Genomic DNA, 18,890 nt, shown 5'->3' on the forward strand with positions numbered 1-18,890 from the left:
TCAATCGGGCTCGCCGGTCCTGCCGGCTCCGGCAAAGATCAAGCCTGCGACTTCAATGCAAACCTGTCGTCGTAGCCAAAATCATATTTGCGCAACGCCGAAACGCGGGAATAGTTGACGAAGGAGACGCCGCGTTCAGCGGCAATCTGCCGCGCAAGCACCAGATGCTCGATGATACGCCCCTCGGCCCGGGCAATGCCGGAGAACGCCATCTCACTGGGAGTCTCATAAAAGCGGGGCTCGCCGGCATTGGATATATCGATCCCCAGGAAGCCGACCTGCTGCTGCGCACAATAAAGAGCAAATTGCAAAGCCGAGACGGCGACGGAGCCTCCAAGAAAGACCCCACGGTCCGGAGAAAGCGAAAAACCTGCCGAACCCTCGGCATCCAGCCTGACATATTGCAGCTTCTTGAGATCGTCGACCGAGCGGCGGCGCGCACCATAAGGCTTGCGGATATCATCGATCAGAATGATGGTCTTGTCCGCCAGCCAGCTTTTGTCGATCTCGCAAAGCGCGCGCAGCACCGCCACGGAAAACAGGCAAAGCGAGCCTGGAGCAACCTTCTCGCGCAGCATGTCGAGATGCCGCCAGACAAAACGCTCATCTTCGACAGCGATCGCCAATGGCTCGGCGATCCGATCTCCTGACAGGCCAATAGCCCCGTTCAGAAGAATCGCGCTGCGAAATTCGAGACCACTGAGATCGCAATCGCGAATTGATGGGCCTGAGCCGACGATGTAAACCGCATCGCCGCAACGTTCGCGCAGACGGTCCATGCCAGCAAGGCTCGCAACCTTGATGCCCCGATAAAGCACTTCGCTGACATTCTGGCTGCGGACGATGCTGAGCCCCGGAAACCAGTCCTGCACATGAGCCCGCGAGCCACCCAAAAAAAGGCGCACGCCGGACTTGATCAGCGATCGATGCCAGGGGCGATCTGCCATTCGCCTAAAGCTCCACCAGGCCGAGCTTCTTAACTTGCCGGATGGTCAGCATGGTGCGCACGGTGTCCACATGTTCATTCGCCGTCAGAACCTCGATGACGAAATCCTGGAAACGCGTGAGGTTTTCCGCAACGCAGTGCAGCAGAAAATCGCTGTCGCCCGAAACCATCCATGCCTGCCGAACCAGCGGCCATGCCGAGGTTGCGCTGGCAAAGGCCTTGAGGTTCGCTTCCGACTGATGCTTCAGGCCGACCATGCAGAAAGCCACGAGATCGAAGCCCAGTTTCGGGCTGTTCAGCATGGCGTGATAACCTTCGATGATGCCAGCCTCTTCCAGCTTGCGCACGCGGCGCAGACATGGCGGTGCCGAAATGCCAACTCGGTCTGCGAGCTCGACGTTGGTCATGCGTCCGTCCCGCTGGAGTTCCCGCAGAATCTTGATATCGATGGCATCGAGCTCAGCGCGAAGCACTTTTTTGCCTTTCTTTAATTCCCCCTCGCCAGCTTCTATATAAGGCAGGAAAATACGCAAGAAAGTTTCTCTCGCGTAGTTGATTCTTACACAAAGCAGATTTGCTCTGTGTGTAATGCAAGGCTGCCCTTGAATAAATGCATAAGGCAATCATAAATGAAGCGGCAGATCGCGAAATCGCCTGCTTTGCGCGCTTGAAGCCGCGGTTTCCCAATCGCCGAAATTGAAAGGACTGACTATGCCTGCCCGCCACACAAAGGTGCTCATCATCGGTTCCGGCCCAGCCGGCTACACCGCCGCGGTTTATGCCGCGCGCGCGATGCTGCAGCCGGTTCTGATCGCTGGTCTCGAACAGGGCGGCCAGCTGATGATCACGACCGATGTCGAGAATTATCCGGGCTTTGCCGATCCGATCCAGGGACCATGGCTGATGGAGCAGATGCTTCAGCAGGCACAGCATGTCGGCGCCGAGATCGTCAACGACCTCGTGACCGAAGTCGATACCACCAAGCGTCCTTTCGTTGCCCATACCGATAGCGGACAGATCTGGACGGCCGACACCCTCATCATTGCGACCGGCGCCAAGGCGAAGTGGCTCGGCATCGAAAGCGAACAGCATTTTCAGGGCTTCGGCGTCTCCGCCTGCGCCACCTGCGACGGCTTCTTCTATCGCAACAAGGACGTCATCGTGGTCGGCGGCGGCAACAGCGCCGTCGAGGAAGCACTTTATCTCTCGAACATTGCCAAATCGGTAACTGTGGTGCATCGCCGCGATACTTTCCGTTCGGAAAAGATCCTGCAGGAACGCCTGTTCGCCAAGACAAACGTCAAGATCCTCTGGAATTCCGAGGTTGCCGAGATCACCGGCACGCCGGCCAAGCCGCCGATGCCGCCATCCGTTACCGGCGCACGCCTTCGTGATGTTCGCACCGGCGCGATCACCGAAACGTCGATCGATGGTGTCTTCGTTGCCATCGGCCACGCGCCGGCGACTGAGCTCTTCAAGGGCAAGCTGAGGCTCAAGGATAATGGCTATCTCTGGACCGCTCCGGATTCGACCGCAACCAGCGTCGAAGGCATCTATGCCGCCGGTGACGTGACCGACGATACGTTCCGGCAGGCGATCACGGCAGCGGGAATGGGCTGCATGGCCGCACTTGAGGCGGAACGTTATCTGACCGGGCACATGCCCGTCGCCGTGGCTGCGGAGTGATGCAGCCGATGAGGGGAAACGGCATGCCATTGGACTGGGATAAGCTGCGTATCTTTCACGCGGCTGCCGAAGCGGGTTCGTTCACGCACGCGGCCGATAAGCTGCACTTGTCCCAATCAGCCATCAGCCGACAGGTCAGCGCTCTCGAGCAGGACGTCGGCATAAAACTCTTCCATCGCCATGCGCGCGGCCTCATCCTGACGGAACAGGGTGAGCTGCTTTATCGCACGGCCCATGACGTTCTCTTGAAGCTCGAAACGGTCAAGATGCAATTGACCGAGACGACCGACAAACCGAGCGGCAAGCTGCGTGTCACGACGACAGTCGGCCTCGGCCAGGGCTGGCTCACCGACAAGATCCAGGAATTCTTGCAGCTCTATCCCGATATGTCGATCCAGCTCATCCTCGATAACGAGGAGCTGGATGTGAACATGCGCCATGCGGATTGTGCCATCCGGCTGCGCCAGCCGCAGCAGTCGGATCTCATCCAACGCAAGCTCTTCACCGTGCATATGCACGTCTATGCAGCCCCCTCCTACATCAACCGCTACGGCGAGCCGCAGTCGGTGGAAGATCTGGACGAACATCGCATCATCAGCTTCGGCGAGCCGGCACCGAACTATCTGCTCGACGTCAACTGGCTGGAGATCGCCGGCCGATCATCCGACAACAAGCGCATGCCGCATCTGCAGATCAACAGCCAGACGTCGATTAAGCGCGCCTGCCTGCTCGGTATTGGTATCGCCGTGCTGCCGGATTATATCGTCGGCCGTGACCCTGGCCTCATTCAGCTGGCAATCAATGCAGACGTCCCATCCTTCGACACATACTTCTGCTATCCCGACGAAATGAAGAACGCGGCCAAGCTCAAGGTTTTTCGCGATTTTATCGTAGCGAAAGCCCGTAACTGGAATTTCTGACGAAGGTAAGTCACTGATAACGAACTCTTTTTATGGCTAGTATATCAGCCACGCATATGACGCATAGCTGATATGCACAAATGAGAGTTGAAGCCTGCACATTTAACTACCATATCGCACATAGCTGATGCACACGGTGGCTTTTCCTCCCAGTTCCACCGCATTGGCTGTTCCCCTCTGGAGGTTTTTGACCTTCATACCTATAGGGCCCTGGTTTACTCCGGCGGCCCTTTTTTTTGCCCTTTTGCCCCTGACGTTGCAAACGCATAACTGCCATGCACAAAAAAGCATTGCGCACTGCACAAATTAGCATCATAACGCACACAGCTGATGCACACGGTGGCTTTTCCTCCCAGTTCCACCGCATTGGCTGTTCCCCTCTGGAGGTTTTGACCTTCACACCTATAAGGGCCCTGGTTTATTCCGGTGGCCCTCTTTTTTTGCCCAATTTCTAACCACGCGCTCCGGCTGCCTTGCAGAAAATAATATCTTGCGCCGCCCTTGATATATCGAAAACAATCGATACATAAATCGAAATTATTCGATATTCATGCGGTGAACGCCATGGACAAGAACGAGATATTGAAAGCGCTGGCCAACCCGGCCCGGCTCGAAATCCTCAATCATCTGAAAGATCCATACGCCCATTTCCCGACTCAGGAACATCCTCTCGAGCTGGGCGTCTGTGCGAGCCAGTTCGAGCGCTGCGGCCTGTCGCAGTCGACCGTATCGGCCCATCTGAGCACGCTGCATCGCGCCGGCCTGGTGACGACGCGGCGCCTCGGCCAGTGGATTTTCTACAAGCGCAACGAGGAAACGATCGCCGAATTCCTCGCAGCCATGCAGAAGGAACTCTGAAGATGCCTCTTGCGCTTCTCGTACTCGCCCTCAGCTCCTTCGCCATCGGCACAACCGAATTCGTCATCATGGGGCTGCTGCCCGAAGTGGCTTCGGACCTTGCCGTGACGATTCCGCAGGCGGGCTGGCTCGTCACCGGCTATGCTCTGGCCGTCGCGATCGGCGCGCCGATCATGGCGGTCTCGACCGCGCATCTGCGCCGGCGCTCGGCACTCATCATGCTGATGGGTTTCTTCATTCTCGGCAATCTCCTTTGCGCCATCGCACCCAATTACTGGGTCCTGATGGTCGCCCGCATCGTCACTGCGCTTTGCCACGGAGCCTTCTTCGGCATCGGTTCGGTGGTTGCCGCCAGCCTGGTGCCGGAAGACCGCAAGGCCCGTGCGGTCGCTCTGATGTTCACCGGCCTGACACTCGCCAACGTGCTTGGCGTACCGCTCGGCACCGCGTTCGGCCAGGCTTTTGGCTGGCGCGCACCGTTCTGGATCGTCACGCTGCTCGGCGTCGCCTCGATCGCCGGTCTCATCGCCGTGCTGCCCAGGAATGAGGAGGCTCGCAAGGGCAGCCTTGGCCGCGAAATTGCAGCGCTACGTGGCCTTGGCCTCTGGCTGGCATTGCTGACGACCGTGTTCTTCTCGGCCGCCATGTTCGCGCTTTTCACCTACATCGCTCCGATGCTGCGTGATGTCACCGGTGTCTCGCCCGAAACAGTCACCTGGACGCTGCTTTCGATTGGCGTCGGTCTGACGATTGGCAATCTGATCGGCGGCAAGCTGGCGGACTGGCGTCTTGGCACCGCGCTTGCCGGCGTCTTCCTGGCGATCGCGGTGACCTCGGCGATCTTCAGCGTCACCATCCACTCGCTCATCGGCGCCGAGATCACGCTTTTCCTGTGGGCTGCCGCAGCTTTCGCAGCCGTGCCGGCACTGCAGATCAATGTCGTCAACTTCGGCAAGGATGCCCCGAATCTCGTATCCACGATCAATATCGGCGCCTTCAACACCGGCAATGCGCTTGGCGCCTGGATCGGCGGCGTTGTCATCGACGAAGGCTTTTCTCTGGCTCAGGTGCCGCTCGCTGGCTCGGCTATGGCAATCCTCGGCTTCCTGACCGTCTTGCTGACATTCGCGGCCGTACGTCCCAAGGGCGAAGCGCTCGCCTCGTCCTGATACTTTCCCTCCCTCCTTCTCCTCCCCCAATATAGAAAGGACGACCCATGACCAAATTGTTCGAACCGACGAAGCTTGGCGATATCTCCCTTGCCAACCGCATCGTCATGGCGCCGCTCACGCGCAACCGCTCGCCAAATGCCGTGCCGAACGACCTGAACGTCAAGTATTACGCCCAGCGCGCCAGCGCAGGCCTCATCATCACCGAGGCAACGGCGATCACCCATCAGGGTCAGGGCTATGCCGACGTTCCCGGTCTTTACAGCAAGGAAGCGCTGGACGGCTGGAAGAAGGTGACTGATGCCGTGCATGCCAACGGCGGCAAGATCGTCGTGCAGATGTGGCATGTCGGCCGCATCTCCCACACGACTCTGCAGCCGAATGGCGGCAAGCCGGTCTCGTCGACCTCCAGGCGCGCTGAAAACTCGAAGACCTATCTGGTCAACAGCGACGGCACAGGCGCCTTTGCCGACGTCTCCGAGCCGCGTGCGCTCGAAACCTCGGAAATCCCCGGTATCATCGAGGATTACCGCAAGGCGGCTCGCGCCGCGATCGATGCCGGCTTTGACGGCGTGGAAATCCACGGTGCCAACGGCTATCTGATCGACCAGTTCCTGCGTGGCGATGTCAACGACCGCACCGACCAATATGGCGGCTCGATCGAAAACCGTGCCCGCTTCCTGTTCGAAGTGGTCGATGTTGTCACCAAGGAAGTCGGCGCCGGCCGCACCGCGATCCGCCTCTCGCCGGTAACGTCATCCGGCGATGCTAGCGATCCGGCTCCGCAGCAGCTCTTCACCTATGTCGTCGAAGGTTTGGCGAAGTACGGCCTCGCCTATATCCACGTCATCGAAGGCCAGACGGGCGGCAAGCGCGACTCCCTGCCCTTCGACTACGACGCCCTGCACGCAGCCTATAAGGCCGCAGGCGGCACGGCTGGCTGGATGGTCAACAATGCCTATACCCGCGAAATGGCGATCGAAGCCGTCGAAAGCGGCAAGGCCGATGTCGTTGCCTTCGGCAAGCCGTTCATCTCAAATCCGGATTTCGTTCGCCGCCTGAGGGAAAACGCACAGCTCAGCCAGTGGGACCAGGCGACGCTCTATGGCGGCGGCGCAAAGGGCTATGCCGATTATCCGACGCTCGACGAAGCAGCCTGATTCGGATCTTTCAGCCAGATTCTGATATCAGCAAGGAGCCCTCGCAACCTGGGTTGCGAGGGCTTTCCATATCGGCGTTTGAAATCGGCGAATAGGTCGGACTGACGAGGCAAGGGCTCGGCCGGGGCAAGCTTACGCGGCCTGCAGGCACCCGATCGAGGCCAGGCTGCTACGCACGGCCTCATCGATCGGCGTATGCGGCTCTTCTCCCAGCACGGCCAGCAGCTTGTCGTTGCGCATCTCGAGCGGTACGTCCCAAAGATAGCTCATTTCACGCAGTTCCCGCATCAACGTCACGAAGGGGGCCGCCAGCGGCACCATCCACCAGGGAAATGCCCTCACCTTCACCTTATGTCCAAGCACGCGCTGCACGGCTTCGATCATCTGCCTGCCGTCGCCATCCCAGTGGCCGCGCATGTGATAGACTGCAAAGGCCGGCAGCTCGTCACCCTTCTCGATCAGCCGGATCATGGTCTCGGCGACATCGGGCAGATAGGCCCATTGGTGACCGACACCGCGCTTGCCCGGATAGGTCATGGAACTAATCGGCTTGCCCGGCGTCACCATCGCCTGCGAGAACCAGCTATTGGCGCGCGCACCGCCAAAGAAATCGCCGGCGCGAACGATGATAACCGGGGTATCGCCCTGCTCCGCAGCCGTCCGTAGACGCCGCTCCATCTGCACGCGAATGGCGCCCTTGTGGGTCTTCGGCCGTTGCGCGCTGTCCTCGGTCACATTCGGGAACACATCCGGACCGAAATTATAGACCGTGCCGGGCAGCACGATGCGGGCGCCGACGGCCTTGGCGGCGGCAATGGTATTATCGAGCATCGGCAGGACAACCTTGCCCCAATTGCGGTAGCCGGGAGGATTGACCGCATGCACGATGACATCGGCACCTTGCGCCGCCTTCAGAACATCCTCCGCCTGCATGGCATCGCCCTGAAACCAGTCGAATTCCGGCTGGCGGCGAGCCGCCTCGGCGGCATTGCGGTTCAGCGCCCGGATACGCCAGCCGCGAAGGGCGAGCCCGTCCGCGACAGCACCGCCGATGCCGCCGGTAGCGCCGAGTATCAGGGCCGTTTTGGTATTTTCTGTCTGGTTGCTCATGGTCATCTCCATCTGTTTCGATGGGCTGACTATGCTTCCAACTGTCTGTAAACGAAATTGCCGAAAAATCTGCACATGATATACATAAATGTATGGCATCATCATCTGAACCAAGCTGGGATTTCTATCGCACCTTTCTCGCCGTGCTGGAGCATGGCTCATTGTCGGCTGCTGCGCGTGAACTCGGTCTGACGCAGCCGACAGTCGGCCGTCATATCGACGCATTGGAGCAATCGGTCGGCGCGGAGCTGTTCACACGTTCCCAACAGGGCCTCTTGCCGACCGATGCCGCGCTCGTTCTGAAACCCTATGCCGAAACACTGGCGAGCACGACCGCCGCCCTGTTGCGGGCAGCGTCCGGCTCGAGGGACAAGGTCAGCGGCACGGTGCGCATCAGCGCCAGCGAGGTCATCGGCACGGAAGTCCTGCCACCGATCCTTGCCAGGCTGCAGGCACGATACCCCGATCTGATCGTGGAGCTTTCGGCCTCCGATACGGTGGAAGATCTGCTACAGCGCGAGGCCGACATCGCCGTGCGCATGATCGCGCCGGCGCAAGAAGCATTGCTCGCCCGGCATATCGGCATCATTTCACTCGGCCTCTTCGCCCACCGCACCTATATCGAGCGGTACGGCAAACCGACAACGATCGAGGAATTGCATCGGCACAAGCTCATCGGCTTCGATCGTCAGACTGCCTATATACGCATGATGACTAAGCGTTATCCGATGCTCGAAGGTGCTCTTTTCAGTTTTCGCTCCGACCACAGTATCGCGCTTCACAATGCGCTGCGTGCCGGCATCGGCATTGGCTTCCTTCAAATCCCCTTGGCAAACCGCGATCCGAACCTCGTGCAGCTGCTGCCCGAGATCGAGGTGCAGATCGACACCTGGATCGTCATGCATGAAAACCTGAAGACATCGCCACGCTGCCGCGTGACATTCGATGCCCTGGTGACGGGATTGCTTGATTACACAAAGGAAAACAGCGCTGGGAACGGATCTTGACCATGGGAACAGCGGTGGAATTAGTGCCGTACGACCCACGATGGCCGGAAGATTACGAACGTATCCGCGAAAAGCTCGAACGATTGCTGGCGCCCTACATCGTGACGATCGAGCATATCGGCAGCACATCCATTCCCGGCATCGCCGCAAAACCGCTCATCGACATCGACATTATCCTGCGCGGCTCAGCCGACGTCCCTGCGGCGACACAGATTCTTCTGGAGGAGCATTACGAACCCCGCGGTAATCGCTATGATGACGACGTATGGGCTTTCATGCGGCGGGACGGCAGACCGCCGGAGCGCATCTATCTCTGCCCACCCAACAACCGGACACACCAGCGCAGGGTGATCTTCCGCGATTATCTTCGGACACATCCGGCAGAGGCGTCTGCCTATGCCGCGCTGAAACTGGAGCTCGCCGAGATCCATCGGCATGATGGCGATCGCTACACCGCCGACAAACGTCACTTCGTCGACGCGATCATGGAAAAGGCATCAGACAAACCGAAGGGCTAAGCGCCAGGGGCAGTATCGACCGGCGGAAAATGCATCTGGCCATCGATGACTTCCGTTTCCGGGCGGTCACCGCCATCGGCATATTCCTCATGCCATTTGCCACTCTCGTCCTGCCAGCTGATTTCGGCTGAATCCCCACCGATTTGCTGCTCAGCCGCAACGATGCGCGCGGCCTCCACAGCTTCGGAATGCGTCGGAAACGCCTCCGAATAAACATCGCGGAAACGATAGGCCCATCCACCGTCATGTGGCACGATTTCGTAAACGACCTTGATCATTCAGACCCTCCTTCTCATCTGCCAAGACCTTCGAACCGGACGTTGCCGACAGGATCGCGTGCATCTGAGACGGGTTCGAGGATGCCGCGGCATTGTCGTTGGGCAGACCTATCCGCGCAGTATTCCATTAAACTGCGTTAACTGCAAATTTCGCCCTCTTCCCCGCAAGCTTGATGTGCGAAATCCTTGCTTTAGAGTGCAACCGTGAATCGGCGCAAAGGTGGGGAAAGTGATCACAGCGAAGTGGTTTAAGCAGGAGAAAAACCTGTTGGTGGCATTGGCAATTGCCGTTGTCGCCTATATCGGCGAGCATTCCGTACTGGAAATTGGCCAAGGCGCGGCGATGCTGGCAGCCGCGGCATTGATCGCAACGATTGTACTGGCCTCCATGCGCGTCGCCCATCATGCCGAAACCCTTGCCGTCAAGGTCGGCGATCCCTACGGCACGATGATCCTCACCCTTTCGGCCGTTGCGGTCGAGGTCATCATCCTCGCCATCATGATGAGCGGCGAGAGTTCGCCGACATTGGTGCGCGACACGATCTACGCCGCCGTCATGCTGGATATCAACGGCATCCTGGGCCTCGCCGCCCTTCTCGGCGGGCTAAAGCATGGCGAACAGCCCTATAATGACGATTCCAGCCGGACCTATGGCGTGATGATCCTGACTGCCATGGGCATTTCGATGATCGTGCCGGAATTCATCCCCGACGCGAAATGGCACTATTATTCCGCCTTCACCATCGCCGCGATGATCGCGCTTTACGCTCTTTTCCTGCGCATGCAGGTCGGCCGGCACAGCTATTTCTTCAGCTACAGCTATCCGCGCACGGAAAAGAAACTCGCAGTCGCCGATGCTGAAGAGCATCACGAAGAGGAATCCACGACGACGTCGATCGTAACAATCCTGATCGGCGTCGTCCTGATCGGCGTGCTGGCGGAATTCATGTCTGCTTTCATGGATACCGGCCTAAAGGGCACCGGCGCACCGCCCGCCATCGCGGCCATCGTCGTCGCCGCCATCTCGGCAGCACCGGAAATTCTGACGGCACTGCGCGCAGCCCTCAGAAACCGCATGCAGGCGACAGTCAATATCGCCCTGGGCGCGTCTCTTTCGACCGTTATCCTGACGGTGCCCGTCATGGAGGCGATCGCGCTCTATACCGGCCAGCCCTTCATCATGGCCATGTCGCCGGTACAGACGGTCATGGTGATGATCACGCTGATCGTCGCCGCCATCAACCTCAACGACGGCGAAACCAACGCCATCGAAGGCATGACCCATTTCATCCTGTTCGCCACCTTCATCATGCTGACGGCACTCGGTCTTTGATCCCGATTTCAAGGACTTGCGACGACCGGCGGATTCAAATTGCGAAACGCTTGAATCAACGAATGAAGATGAAACCGGCAACCTGAATACGAAAAAGCCCGCCATCTCTGGCGGGCTTTTCAATTGAACGATTATGGATTGCTTACTTGCAGGCGCCGCAGAAGCGCTGGATGCGGCGGCAAGCTTCTTCGAGCAGCTCTTCCGAAGTCGCATAGGAGATGCGGAAGTTCGGGCCGAGGCCGAAGGCGGAGCCGTGAACGACGGCAACGCCTTCCGATTCCAGCAGCTCGGAGACGAAGTCCTCGTCCGTCTCGATGACCTTGCCGGTCGGCGCCGTCTTGCCGATCAGGCCAGCGCAGGACGGATAGACGTAGAAGGCACCTTCCGGAACCGGACACGAAATGCCCTTCGCCTGGTTCAGCATCGATACGACGAGGTCGCGGCGACCTTCGAAGATCTTCTTGTTCTGTGGAATGAAGTCCTGCGTCCCGTTCAGCGCCTCAACGGCAGCCCACTGGGCGATCGAGGTCGCGCCTGAGGTCTGCTGACCCTGGATCATGTCCATGGCCTTGATGAGCTGCAGCGGGCCGGCAGCGTAGCCGATACGCCAGCCGGTCATCGCGTAGGCCTTGGAAACACCATTCATCGTCAGCGTGCGGTCATAGAGGCTCGGCTCGACTTCGACCGGTGTGGCGAATTTGAACTCGCCATAGGTCAGGTGCTCATACATGTCGTCGGTCAGGATCCAGACATGCGGATGCTTGACCAGCACGTCCGTCAGCGCCTTCAGCTCGGCATGCGAATAGGCAGCGCCCGACGGGTTGGACGGCGAGTTGAACATGAACCACTTGGTCTTCGGCGTGATCGCCTTCTCGAGATCGGCGGGCTGGAGCTTGAAGTTGTTGGCCTGCGTCGTCGCGACGAAAACAGGCGTACCGCCGCACAGCGCAACCATTTCCGGGTAGGAAACCCAGTAAGGCGTCGGGATGATGACTTCATCGCCTGGGTTCAGCGTCGCCATGAAGGCGTTGAACAGGATCTGCTTGCCACCCGTGCCGACGATCGTCTGCTCCCAGGTATAGTCGAGATTGTTCTCGCGCTTGAACTTGGCGGCGATCGCCTTGCGCAGTTCCGGGATGCCGGAAACCGGCGTGTACTTCGTTTCGCCGCGATTGATCGCGTCGATGGCGGCCTTCTTGATATTGTCGGGCGTATCGAAATCCGGCTCACCGGCACCGAGGCCGATCACGTCGCGTCCTTTTGCTTTCAGCTCGCGCGCTTTCTGGGAAACGGCGATGGTGGCAGAAGGCTTTACACGGGAAAGAGCGTCGGCAAGAAAGGCCATGGTGATCGGTCCTATTCGGTTGAAAATGGCAGAAAGCCTGCGGACCAGATTTCTGCGCTAAGCTCTATGTCGAATATGGGCCGACGTTTCAAGCACAAAGGCGTCACAGTGGCTTTATTTCATGGCTTTCCGGGCCATACGCCGTAGCTTCTCTTATCCGGCTAGAGCCGGATGATTTTAGGTCTGTTCGACCTAAAATCTGAATCCACTCTAGAATCAAAGAAATAGAGCGTGATGTCGCCCGAAAACCGCCCACACTTTTCGGCATCACGCTCTGGAAGCCTGCCTGGGAAAACGATACGCCTCTTTCGCCCGGGCTTGATCGATTGCGGGCAGACTCCGGCAATCCATGCGAACTTGAATCATCACGTGAAGCGCCTGAATCAGATTCTGAAGACCATGCAAATTGCCAATGCAGATCAAATACTTCCCTGACATGCGCTTCTGGAGACACAAGCCGTGCGCTCCTTGCATGGCGAGCGCTTCGATTTGCAGAAGGGCTAGAGAGGCCCAAAGGGCCTGCCTCCGCCGCAAGCAAGAACACAAAGACGTTATCGGCTCCGTAATCGACCTTGAATGGCAATCGATAGGTCCCACCTTGCGAAAACAAGGCTATTGGGGAGGTCGGATAGATGCGCGCTACGAGAACGGAGCCGGGAAGAACGGGATTTTCGATCGCCTTGATCGCTTGCGCCATACTGTCGGCAACATCGGCTCTTGCCGAGCCGGCGCAGACCATCAAAACGCAAAAGGTGACCGTCAAGGTCGAGAGGATAGCGACAGGGCTTGAACACCCCTGGGCGGTGGAAGTGCTGCCGGATGGCGCCTACCTCGTGACCGAGCGGCCGGGCCGCATGCGCCTTGTCCGCGATGGAAAGGTTTCAGCCCCGATTTCCGGTGTCCCCGAGGTCTATGCGCACGACCAGGGCGGTCTGCTCGACATAGCCCTTGATCTTAAATTCTCCAGCAATCGTACCCTCTATTTCACTGCCTCCGTGGCAGGCGAAGGCGGAAGCGGCACGGCCGTCTTTCGCGCCAAATTATCGCCGGACGAAAAGCAGCTGACGGATGTGAAGCGCATCTTCGTGATGAACAAGCTGTCGCGCGGCAACATCCAATATGGCTCGCGCATTGCGATTGATCGCGACGGCAGCCTCTTTGTCAGCCTCGGCGATCGTGGCCAGCAGGACCGCGCCCAGGACTTTCACGACGACGCCGGCTCCATCATCCACATAGAAGCCGATGGCAGCATCCCCGCCAACAATCCGTTCAAAGATGGCAGGAGCGCTTTGCCTGAAATCTGGTCGAAGGGCCACCGCAACCCGCAGGGCATTACTTTCGACAGTGCGATGAACAGGCTCTATACGGTCGAACACGGCGCCAGGGGTGGCGATGAAATCAACACGCCCGAGGCCGGCAAGAACTACGGCTGGCCCATCATCTCCTACGGCGTCAACTATAACGGCACCAAGATCGGCATCGGGACCGCCAAAGCGGGCATGGAACAGCCTCGCTTCTATTGGGACCCTTCGATCGCGCCAGGTGCTGGTGTCGTCTATCGCGGCAAGATGTTTCCCGAATGGAACGGCGACTTCCTGGTGACCGCGCTGAAGTTCGAGCTGCTATCGCGGCTGAGCCAGGATGGCAAAGGCAAGATCACTGAACAGGAGCGCATGTTTGACGGTAAATTCGGGCGCCCGCGTGATATCACGGTCGCGCCCGATGGCGCGCTGCTGATCACAACCGATGAAGACAACGGCTCGCTTCTGAGGGTTTCAAGGGCTGCAAGCTAGCCGTCAGCGCTTCGCTTCGGTCATCTTTCGGCCTTGCCGCAAGCAAAAGCAGCTGCTAACGGTCGCCTCACCCTTCCTCCCCTTCCCGCAGGATGCAGATGTCTCGCATACAGGCGAATTTGTTGTTGTTGCTTGCCGCCGCGATCTGGGGCGGCGGTTTCGTTGCGCAATCGACAGCGATGAAGTCGATCGGACCCTTCTGGTTCATCGGCCTGCGATTTGCGGTAGCAACCCTCGTGGTCCTGCCTTTCGTGTGGATGGAAAACAGGAAAGCCGCTAGGCCGTTGACGCAACGTAACTGGCTCTCCTTCGTGCTGATCGGGATCGCGCTCTTTGGCGGCGCGGCAACACAGCAGCTCGGCCTTCTGACGACGACGGTCACGAATTCCAGCTTCATAACCGGCCTTTACGTGGTCTTCGTGCCGCTGATTGCCGTTATCTTCTTGCGCCGTTCGCCGCATTGGGTCATCTGGCCCGCAGCCTTGATGGCGCTTTGCGGGATCTACCTGCTCTCGGGTGGCTCCTTCTCGCGCCTGACCATCGGCGACTTCCTGACCGTCATCTGTGCCCTCTTCTGGGCAGCTCAAATCACGCTTGCCGGCTCTGCCGTCAACGAAACCGGCCGGCCGCTCGGCATTTCCGCCACGCAATTTGCCGTCACCGCTGTCCTTGCTCTTGCGGTTGCCGTCGCCATCGAGCCGATCAGTCTCGCCGATATAAGTGCCACACTCGGCGAAATCCTTTATGTCGGCATCTTTTCCTCCGGCCTGGCTTTTGCGCTGCAGATCATCGGCCAGCGTTATACGACCGCGCCGCAGGCCGCGATCTTCCTGTCTTCGGAGGCACTGTTCGGCGCTTCGCTCGGCGCCTTGCTTCTCGGCGAAACCATCGGCCCGCTCGGCTATGCCGGCTGCGCCTTGATGTTTACAGCGATGCTGGCGGTGGAACTGGTGCCGGAATTGGCTCGCCGGCGCGACGCAACTGCGTAAAAAGCGCCGGAAATGCGCGGTTTTAGCCGCTCCTCCATGCGGCTTGCCAAAATTTTTCGAACGATCGAAAACGGTCGTTCACACCAGCGGATTTGGGGAAATTTCGCCAAAACTATATCGCGAGCGATGCAAAACCCTTAGAAACTTGTTTCAAAGTGGGAAAATTTGCGAATCGCCTTAACATATTCGCGTTACGGTATTGTGCCTGTTGTGCCACGTTAAAAAACTTTTGCTTGCCAATTTCCCATAAACACAGCACTCTCAATGGTGTTCGGGCATTTTTAGAGCATGGGAAGTCCTAATAGAATTGCGCGCCGGAAACGCTAATATTCCGGTCAGCTTGATCAAGAAGCGGGGTGGCAAACATCGCATCGAGATCACGCCGAGTTACGGGGACCTTTTCCTTCAAATTTCGAGAACTGCCTGCAAGCGCCCGCAAGGGCAATACAAGTAATGCTGCCCGTGTGGATGGTGGGCAGAGAGAAAAGGACCTGAGGCATGGCCGAGACTGGCACTGTAAAGTTTTTCAATACCGATAAGGGCTTCGGTTTCATCAAACCGGACAAGGGTGGTGCGGACATCTTTGTACACATTTCTGCAGTTCAGGCTTCTGGTCTGGCAGGATTGTCGGAAAACCAGAAGGTAAGCTTCGACACGGAACCGGATCGCCGCGGCAAGGGACCGAAGGCCGTCAATCTGCAGATTGCTGGCTAAGACACCTTACGGCTTTCAAATTCGAGTTGAGGCCCGGCAGCAATGCCGGGTTTTGTCATTCAGTCTGCATTCAGTTTGCCACGTATAATTTGCCTCCCATGAAAGAGCGGGAATGACTTTTGTCCCGCTTCCGTTAGAGGATAGGCCAATGACCATACTCGGCAAAACGCTCGTCATGTCCGCCGTCGCCGCAGCATTGACGGTCACCTCCATCAGCGCTGCTTCCGCTGATGAATATTGGCGCCACCGCAACCGTGATGGTTGGGCGCTCGGTGCTGCCGGGCTCGCAACCGGCCTGATCGTCGGCTCCGCCATTGCCAGCCAGCCCCGCTATGTTGAACCGGCCCCGGCCTATGTCGATCCGGGCTATGACGCACCTCCCCCCGGTTACTATTATCGCCCAGCACCGCGCCGCGTCTATGTCGAGCGTGACGTCAGCTATTACGCGCCGCCCCCGGCATACGGCCTGCGTCCCTGGTCGCCCGCCTGGATGCGCTATTGCTACGACCGTTACAGAAGCTTCGACAGCCGTTCCGGCACCTATGTCGGCTATGACGGCATGCGCCACTTCTGCACGGCCGACTGATTTCCGGCCGCACCAGAATCATAAGACGAGGAACCGAAGCGCCGCTTTCGAGCGGCGCTTTCTTTATAGCCCGCGCAGGAAGGGATTGCTGCGACGCTCGTCGCCGATGCGGCTGCCCGGCCCATGGCCACAGATGAAACCGACTTCATCGCCCAACGGGAAGACCTTGTCGCGGATCGATTCCAAAAGCTGCTGGTGATTGCCACCGGGCAGATCGGTTCTGCCGATCGAGCCGTTGAACAGTACGTCGCCGAGATGGGCAAAGCCCTGCTTCCGGTTGACATAGATGACATGGCCGGGCGCGTGGCCGGGGCAATGGAAAACCTCGAATTCATGCTCGCCGAAGGAGACCTTGTCACCCTCCTTCAGGAAGCGGTCCGGCGTGACGTTGCGCACGCCACTGATGTTGAACATCTTGCCCTTGGCTTCGATATCTTCAAGCAGGAAGCGATCATCCTCATGCGGGCCGATCACCTCGATGCCGAGTGCCTCGCGCACCTCGTCGGCACCGCCAGCATGATCGATATGGCCGTGTGTCAGCCAGATGGCCTTCAGGGTGATACCGTTCTCGCGCACCGTCTGCAGGATGATATCAACATCGCCGCCCGGATCGACCACCACGCCCTCCTTCGTCTCCGGATCGAACAGGATGGTGCAATTCTGTTCGAAAGGGGTCACCGGAATGATGCCGGCCTGGAGCATGCCCATAGAGCGCCTCGTCTGTTTGATCGTCGTACTGCCGGTATAGCGGCAAACATCACGCAAAACAGCCCCCGAACCTTTAAAGTCGTGCGAACGCCTGCAAGCGAAGCTTGATATCCGAGAATACCCATCTACTTCAAATGGTTATTTCCCCTCCTCGTCGAACGATAGTCCGTTGGCGTCCGGCAAACCGGAACACTCAGGCACTCGAAACGTTGAAGATAAGTCTTTCAAGACAGAAGGAGAAAACCAATGTCCTTGAAAAGAAATCTATTGCTGGCCGGCTTTGTCCTTCTCGGCAGTGCGGGTCTCGCCCAGGCCGAGATGGCCGCAACCACCGCCACGGATATAGAAGTTCGTTCCGGGCCGGGTGCGGAATTCCCGACGGTCGGCGTCGCCACACGAGGATCGGAAGCAACGCTGGACGGATGCGTCGAAGGTAGCCGCTGGTGCCGGGTCGACGTCAATGGCATGCGCGGCTGGGTCTATGCGCAATATCTAAGCGTCGAACAGAATGGCACCTCGGTCGTCGTCCAGGACCATCGGGATGATCTGGGCATCCCCACCATCACCTATGAACAGACCGATCCGGTCCGGACCGGCAGCGTCCAGCGCGTTCAACCCGGTCCGAACGATCAATTGCTGGGTCCCGTCGACCAGAACGACGGCGATATCGCGGCAGTAACCCCTCCTGAGGAAGTCCGGACCTATATCGACGAAAACCCGGTCGATACGGTTCAGTTGAGCGGCGATCTGACGGTCGGCGCCATGGTTCCGCAAAGCGTGGAAGTTCACCGCATCCCAGATTACCAATACAGCTACGTCGAGGTGAACCACCAACCCGTACTGGTCGATCCGGGCACACGCCGCATCGTGTACGTCTATCGCTGATTCGCCCGCCAAGACCGCGCAAGATGGCGAAATTGACATGCGGCTGGACGGCCGCATGTCCAAACCACGGATTTCCCCTGAAATTATTAGGAAATTCTCCCGTTTGAGTTGCCCTTCTATTTCCAGCGATCCGTGCATGATGTAATCCTAATATCGATGAGGATTATCGCCGCTCCCTGGTATCGATCCGGGACGCCGCGAGAGGGCATCCGGAAGCGTCTCCGGAACTATGGGAGAAGGGCAGTCATGGAAAGTCTAGGGCCTATCATCACGCAATTGATTGCCGGTGCGATCGGTGGCAACGCCGCGAGCGCCGTTTTGAAGCAGGACGGGATCAATCTCGTTGCGAGAACGATCGCCGGGGCCGTGGGTGGCCTTGGCGGCGGCCTGATCCTGAACCTGATCGGCAGCGAAGCTCTTACCGGCCTCATCGCGCAAGGCATATCGTCGTTGGTGGCTGGTGGCGTGCTCTCCGGGATCGTCGGCGCCGTTCTCGGCCGCAAGTCGTAACTAGATCGGATCGCACAAGCCGGGCCTAGCAATTACCCGGCTTGTGCGGATCGATACGCAATTCTGTTTGGCAACAGGCGCACCTCGCCCGTGCCTTGACGTAGGTGGCACGGAAAAGATGCTGCCTTCACGATCTTTGCCGTCTTCGACGGTCGGATATGCGCGGCTCTTATAAGCCAGGGCGCCTGTCTCTCGTCCTATTGTCCTCAGACGATCCCGCCGCAATGCCCTTGGGTTGCCATCCGTTATATTCACCACCCCTTATGCGCGAGTGGGATAGATAAAAATGCAGGATATGTTGGAGTTTTTGCGGGAGCGCGCTTAATTTCCCGATAGAGCAGTCCCGTTCGAGCCACGCGGCATTGTGCGAAGGCG

General features: G+C 58.6%; 20 protein-coding genes. 14 read left to right on the top strand and 6 right to left on the bottom strand.

Going from position 1 to position 18,890, the window contains the following annotated elements; genetic code table 11:
• Positions 1-38: 38 nt before the first annotated feature.
• Together AC13Q5_RS07960 and AC13Q5_RS07965 are read right to left on the bottom strand one after the other, a co-directional pair.
• Entirely contained in the window at positions 39-947 is a 909-nt protein-coding gene (locus AC13Q5_RS07960) for a glycosyl transferase (RefSeq protein WP_075851049.1), read from the bottom strand.
• A 4-nt stretch (positions 948-951) separates the two neighbouring features.
• A complete protein-coding gene (locus AC13Q5_RS07965) occupies positions 952-1,419 on the bottom strand; it encodes an Lrp/AsnC family transcriptional regulator (RefSeq protein ID WP_488501360.1) in 468 nt (155 codons plus the stop codon).
• A gap of 238 nt (positions 1,420-1,657) precedes the next feature.
• On the opposite strand from AC13Q5_RS07965, the gene trxB reads away from it, so the two are divergent.
• The 5 genes from trxB (at position 1,658) to AC13Q5_RS07990 (ending at position 6,739) form a co-directional block, all read left to right on the top strand.
• On the top strand, positions 1,658-2,632 hold the full coding sequence (gene trxB, locus AC13Q5_RS07970) for a thioredoxin-disulfide reductase (protein ID WP_075851050.1): 975 nt from the start codon (positions 1,658-1,660) through the stop codon (positions 2,630-2,632).
• Positions 2,633-2,655: 23 nt separating this feature from the next.
• A complete protein-coding gene (locus AC13Q5_RS07975) occupies positions 2,656-3,552 on the top strand; it encodes a LysR family transcriptional regulator VtlR (RefSeq protein ID WP_075851051.1) in 897 nt (298 codons plus the stop codon).
• A 564-nt stretch (positions 3,553-4,116) separates the two neighbouring features.
• Positions 4,117-4,410 (top strand): ArsR/SmtB family transcription factor, encoded by a 294-nt coding sequence (locus AC13Q5_RS07980; RefSeq protein ID WP_075851052.1) that lies wholly within the window; start codon positions 4,117-4,119, stop codon positions 4,408-4,410.
• Between the two features lie 2 nt (positions 4,411-4,412).
• On the top strand, positions 4,413-5,579 hold the full coding sequence (locus AC13Q5_RS07985; protein ID WP_488501361.1) for an MFS transporter: 1,167 nt from the start codon (positions 4,413-4,415) through the stop codon (positions 5,577-5,579).
• A gap of 47 nt (positions 5,580-5,626) precedes the next feature.
• Positions 5,627-6,739, top strand: a complete 1,113-nt coding sequence (locus AC13Q5_RS07990) for an alkene reductase (protein ID WP_488501362.1) — start codon at positions 5,627-5,629, stop codon at positions 6,737-6,739.
• 132 nt (positions 6,740-6,871) lie between these two features.
• Here AC13Q5_RS07990 and AC13Q5_RS07995 read toward each other — a convergent pair whose 3' ends face one another.
• A complete protein-coding gene (locus AC13Q5_RS07995; protein ID WP_488501363.1) occupies positions 6,872-7,849 on the bottom strand; it encodes an SDR family oxidoreductase in 978 nt (325 codons plus the stop codon).
• A gap of 92 nt (positions 7,850-7,941) precedes the next feature.
• On the opposite strand from AC13Q5_RS07995, the gene AC13Q5_RS08000 reads away from it, so the two are divergent.
• Together AC13Q5_RS08000 and AC13Q5_RS08005 are read left to right on the top strand one after the other, a co-directional pair.
• Positions 7,942-8,856, top strand: a complete 915-nt coding sequence (locus AC13Q5_RS08000; RefSeq protein WP_488501364.1) for a LysR family transcriptional regulator — start codon at positions 7,942-7,944, stop codon at positions 8,854-8,856.
• Positions 8,853-9,374, top strand: a complete 522-nt coding sequence (locus AC13Q5_RS08005) for a GrpB family protein (RefSeq protein ID WP_488501365.1) — start codon at positions 8,853-8,855, stop codon at positions 9,372-9,374. Before AC13Q5_RS08000 ends, AC13Q5_RS08005 begins: the two co-directional genes overlap by 4 nt.
• Here the strand turns inward: AC13Q5_RS08005 and AC13Q5_RS08010 are convergent.
• On the bottom strand, positions 9,371-9,652 hold the full coding sequence (locus tag AC13Q5_RS08010; RefSeq protein WP_075851058.1) for a DUF2188 domain-containing protein: 282 nt from the start codon (positions 9,650-9,652) through the stop codon (positions 9,371-9,373). The genes AC13Q5_RS08005 and AC13Q5_RS08010 overlap by 4 nt on opposite strands.
• 229 nt (positions 9,653-9,881) lie before the next feature.
• On the opposite strand from AC13Q5_RS08010, the gene AC13Q5_RS08015 reads away from it, so the two are divergent.
• On the top strand, positions 9,882-10,985 hold the full coding sequence (locus AC13Q5_RS08015) for a calcium:cation antiporter (RefSeq protein WP_488501366.1): 1,104 nt from the start codon (positions 9,882-9,884) through the stop codon (positions 10,983-10,985).
• A gap of 142 nt (positions 10,986-11,127) precedes the next feature.
• On the opposite strand, the gene AC13Q5_RS08020 is transcribed toward AC13Q5_RS08015, so the two are convergent.
• Positions 11,128-12,330, bottom strand: coding sequence for a pyridoxal phosphate-dependent aminotransferase (locus tag AC13Q5_RS08020; protein WP_075851060.1), 1,203 nt, complete (start codon positions 12,328-12,330; stop codon positions 11,128-11,130).
• A 632-nt stretch (positions 12,331-12,962) separates the two neighbouring features.
• Between AC13Q5_RS08020 and AC13Q5_RS08025 the strand changes: the two genes are divergently transcribed.
• The 4 genes from AC13Q5_RS08025 to AC13Q5_RS08040 all read left to right on the top strand — a co-directional run bounded on the left by AC13Q5_RS08025 (position 12,963) and on the right by AC13Q5_RS08040 (position 16,412).
• Positions 12,963-14,123 (top strand): PQQ-dependent sugar dehydrogenase, encoded by a 1,161-nt coding sequence (locus AC13Q5_RS08025; protein ID WP_488501367.1) that lies wholly within the window; start codon positions 12,963-12,965, stop codon positions 14,121-14,123.
• A gap of 98 nt (positions 14,124-14,221) precedes the next feature.
• Positions 14,222-15,112, top strand: coding sequence for a DMT family transporter (locus AC13Q5_RS08030; protein ID WP_488501368.1), 891 nt, complete (start codon positions 14,222-14,224; stop codon positions 15,110-15,112).
• 498 nt (positions 15,113-15,610) lie between these two features.
• Positions 15,611-15,826: a cold-shock protein gene (locus AC13Q5_RS08035; protein ID WP_004116423.1), complete on the top strand. Its 216-nt coding sequence runs from the start codon at positions 15,611-15,613 to the stop codon at positions 15,824-15,826.
• Between the two features lie 148 nt (positions 15,827-15,974).
• Entirely contained in the window at positions 15,975-16,412 is a 438-nt protein-coding gene (locus tag AC13Q5_RS08040) for a BA14K family protein (RefSeq protein WP_075851064.1), read from the top strand.
• 63 nt (positions 16,413-16,475) lie between these two features.
• On the opposite strand, the gene AC13Q5_RS08045 is transcribed toward AC13Q5_RS08040, so the two are convergent.
• Positions 16,476-17,120, bottom strand: coding sequence for an MBL fold metallo-hydrolase (locus AC13Q5_RS08045; protein ID WP_075851065.1), 645 nt, complete (start codon positions 17,118-17,120; stop codon positions 16,476-16,478).
• Between the two features lie 246 nt (positions 17,121-17,366).
• On the opposite strand from AC13Q5_RS08045, the gene AC13Q5_RS08050 reads away from it, so the two are divergent.
• Together AC13Q5_RS08050 and AC13Q5_RS08055 are read left to right on the top strand one after the other, a co-directional pair.
• Complete coding sequence (locus AC13Q5_RS08050; protein WP_457881978.1) at positions 17,367-18,005, top strand: DUF1236 domain-containing protein; 639 nt, start codon at positions 17,367-17,369, stop codon at positions 18,003-18,005.
• 246 nt (positions 18,006-18,251) lie between these two features.
• Positions 18,252-18,515: a hypothetical protein gene (locus tag AC13Q5_RS08055; RefSeq protein ID WP_075851067.1), complete on the top strand. Its 264-nt coding sequence runs from the start codon at positions 18,252-18,254 to the stop codon at positions 18,513-18,515.
• Positions 18,516-18,890: the final 375 nt, after the last annotated feature.

The sequence above is a fragment of the Martinezella sp. CNPSo 3964 genome (genome assembly GCF_057784375.1).

Bases quoted from the DNA above. Each gene is read 5' to 3' on its own strand.
- AC13Q5_RS08050 (WP_457881978.1), top strand. From the start codon at position 17,367: ATGTCCTTGAAAAGAAATCTATTGCTGGCCGGCTTTGTCCTTCTCGGC.
- AC13Q5_RS08055 (WP_075851067.1), top strand. From the start codon at position 18,252: ATGGAAAGTCTAGGGCCTATCATCACGCAATTGATTGCCGGTGCGATC.
- trxB (WP_075851050.1), top strand. From the start codon at position 1,658: ATGCCTGCCCGCCACACAAAGGTGCTCATCATCGGTTCCGGCCCAGCC.
- AC13Q5_RS07960 (WP_075851049.1), bottom strand. From the start codon at position 947: ATGGCAGATCGCCCCTGGCATCGATCGCTGATCAAGTCCGGCGTGCGC.
- AC13Q5_RS08045 (WP_075851065.1), bottom strand. From the start codon at position 17,120: ATGGGCATGCTCCAGGCCGGCATCATTCCGGTGACCCCTTTCGAACAG.
- AC13Q5_RS07980 (WP_075851052.1), top strand. From the start codon at position 4,117: ATGGACAAGAACGAGATATTGAAAGCGCTGGCCAACCCGGCCCGGCTC.
- AC13Q5_RS08030 (WP_488501368.1), top strand. From the start codon at position 14,222: ATGTCTCGCATACAGGCGAATTTGTTGTTGTTGCTTGCCGCCGCGATC.
- AC13Q5_RS07995 (WP_488501363.1), bottom strand. From the start codon at position 7,849: ATGAGCAACCAGACAGAAAATACCAAAACGGCCCTGATACTCGGCGCT.
- AC13Q5_RS08020 (WP_075851060.1), bottom strand. From the start codon at position 12,330: ATGGCCTTTCTTGCCGACGCTCTTTCCCGTGTAAAGCCTTCTGCCACC.
- AC13Q5_RS07975 (WP_075851051.1), top strand. From the start codon at position 2,656: ATGCCATTGGACTGGGATAAGCTGCGTATCTTTCACGCGGCTGCCGAA.
- AC13Q5_RS08040 (WP_075851064.1), top strand. From the start codon at position 15,975: ATGACCATACTCGGCAAAACGCTCGTCATGTCCGCCGTCGCCGCAGCA.
- AC13Q5_RS07985 (WP_488501361.1), top strand. From the start codon at position 4,413: ATGCCTCTTGCGCTTCTCGTACTCGCCCTCAGCTCCTTCGCCATCGGC.
- AC13Q5_RS07990 (WP_488501362.1), top strand. From the start codon at position 5,627: ATGACCAAATTGTTCGAACCGACGAAGCTTGGCGATATCTCCCTTGCC.
- AC13Q5_RS08000 (WP_488501364.1), top strand. From the start codon at position 7,942: ATGGCATCATCATCTGAACCAAGCTGGGATTTCTATCGCACCTTTCTC.
- AC13Q5_RS08025 (WP_488501367.1), top strand. From the start codon at position 12,963: ATGCGCGCTACGAGAACGGAGCCGGGAAGAACGGGATTTTCGATCGCC.
- AC13Q5_RS08035 (WP_004116423.1), top strand. From the start codon at position 15,611: ATGGCCGAGACTGGCACTGTAAAGTTTTTCAATACCGATAAGGGCTTC.
- AC13Q5_RS08010 (WP_075851058.1), bottom strand. From the start codon at position 9,652: ATGATCAAGGTCGTTTACGAAATCGTGCCACATGACGGTGGATGGGCC.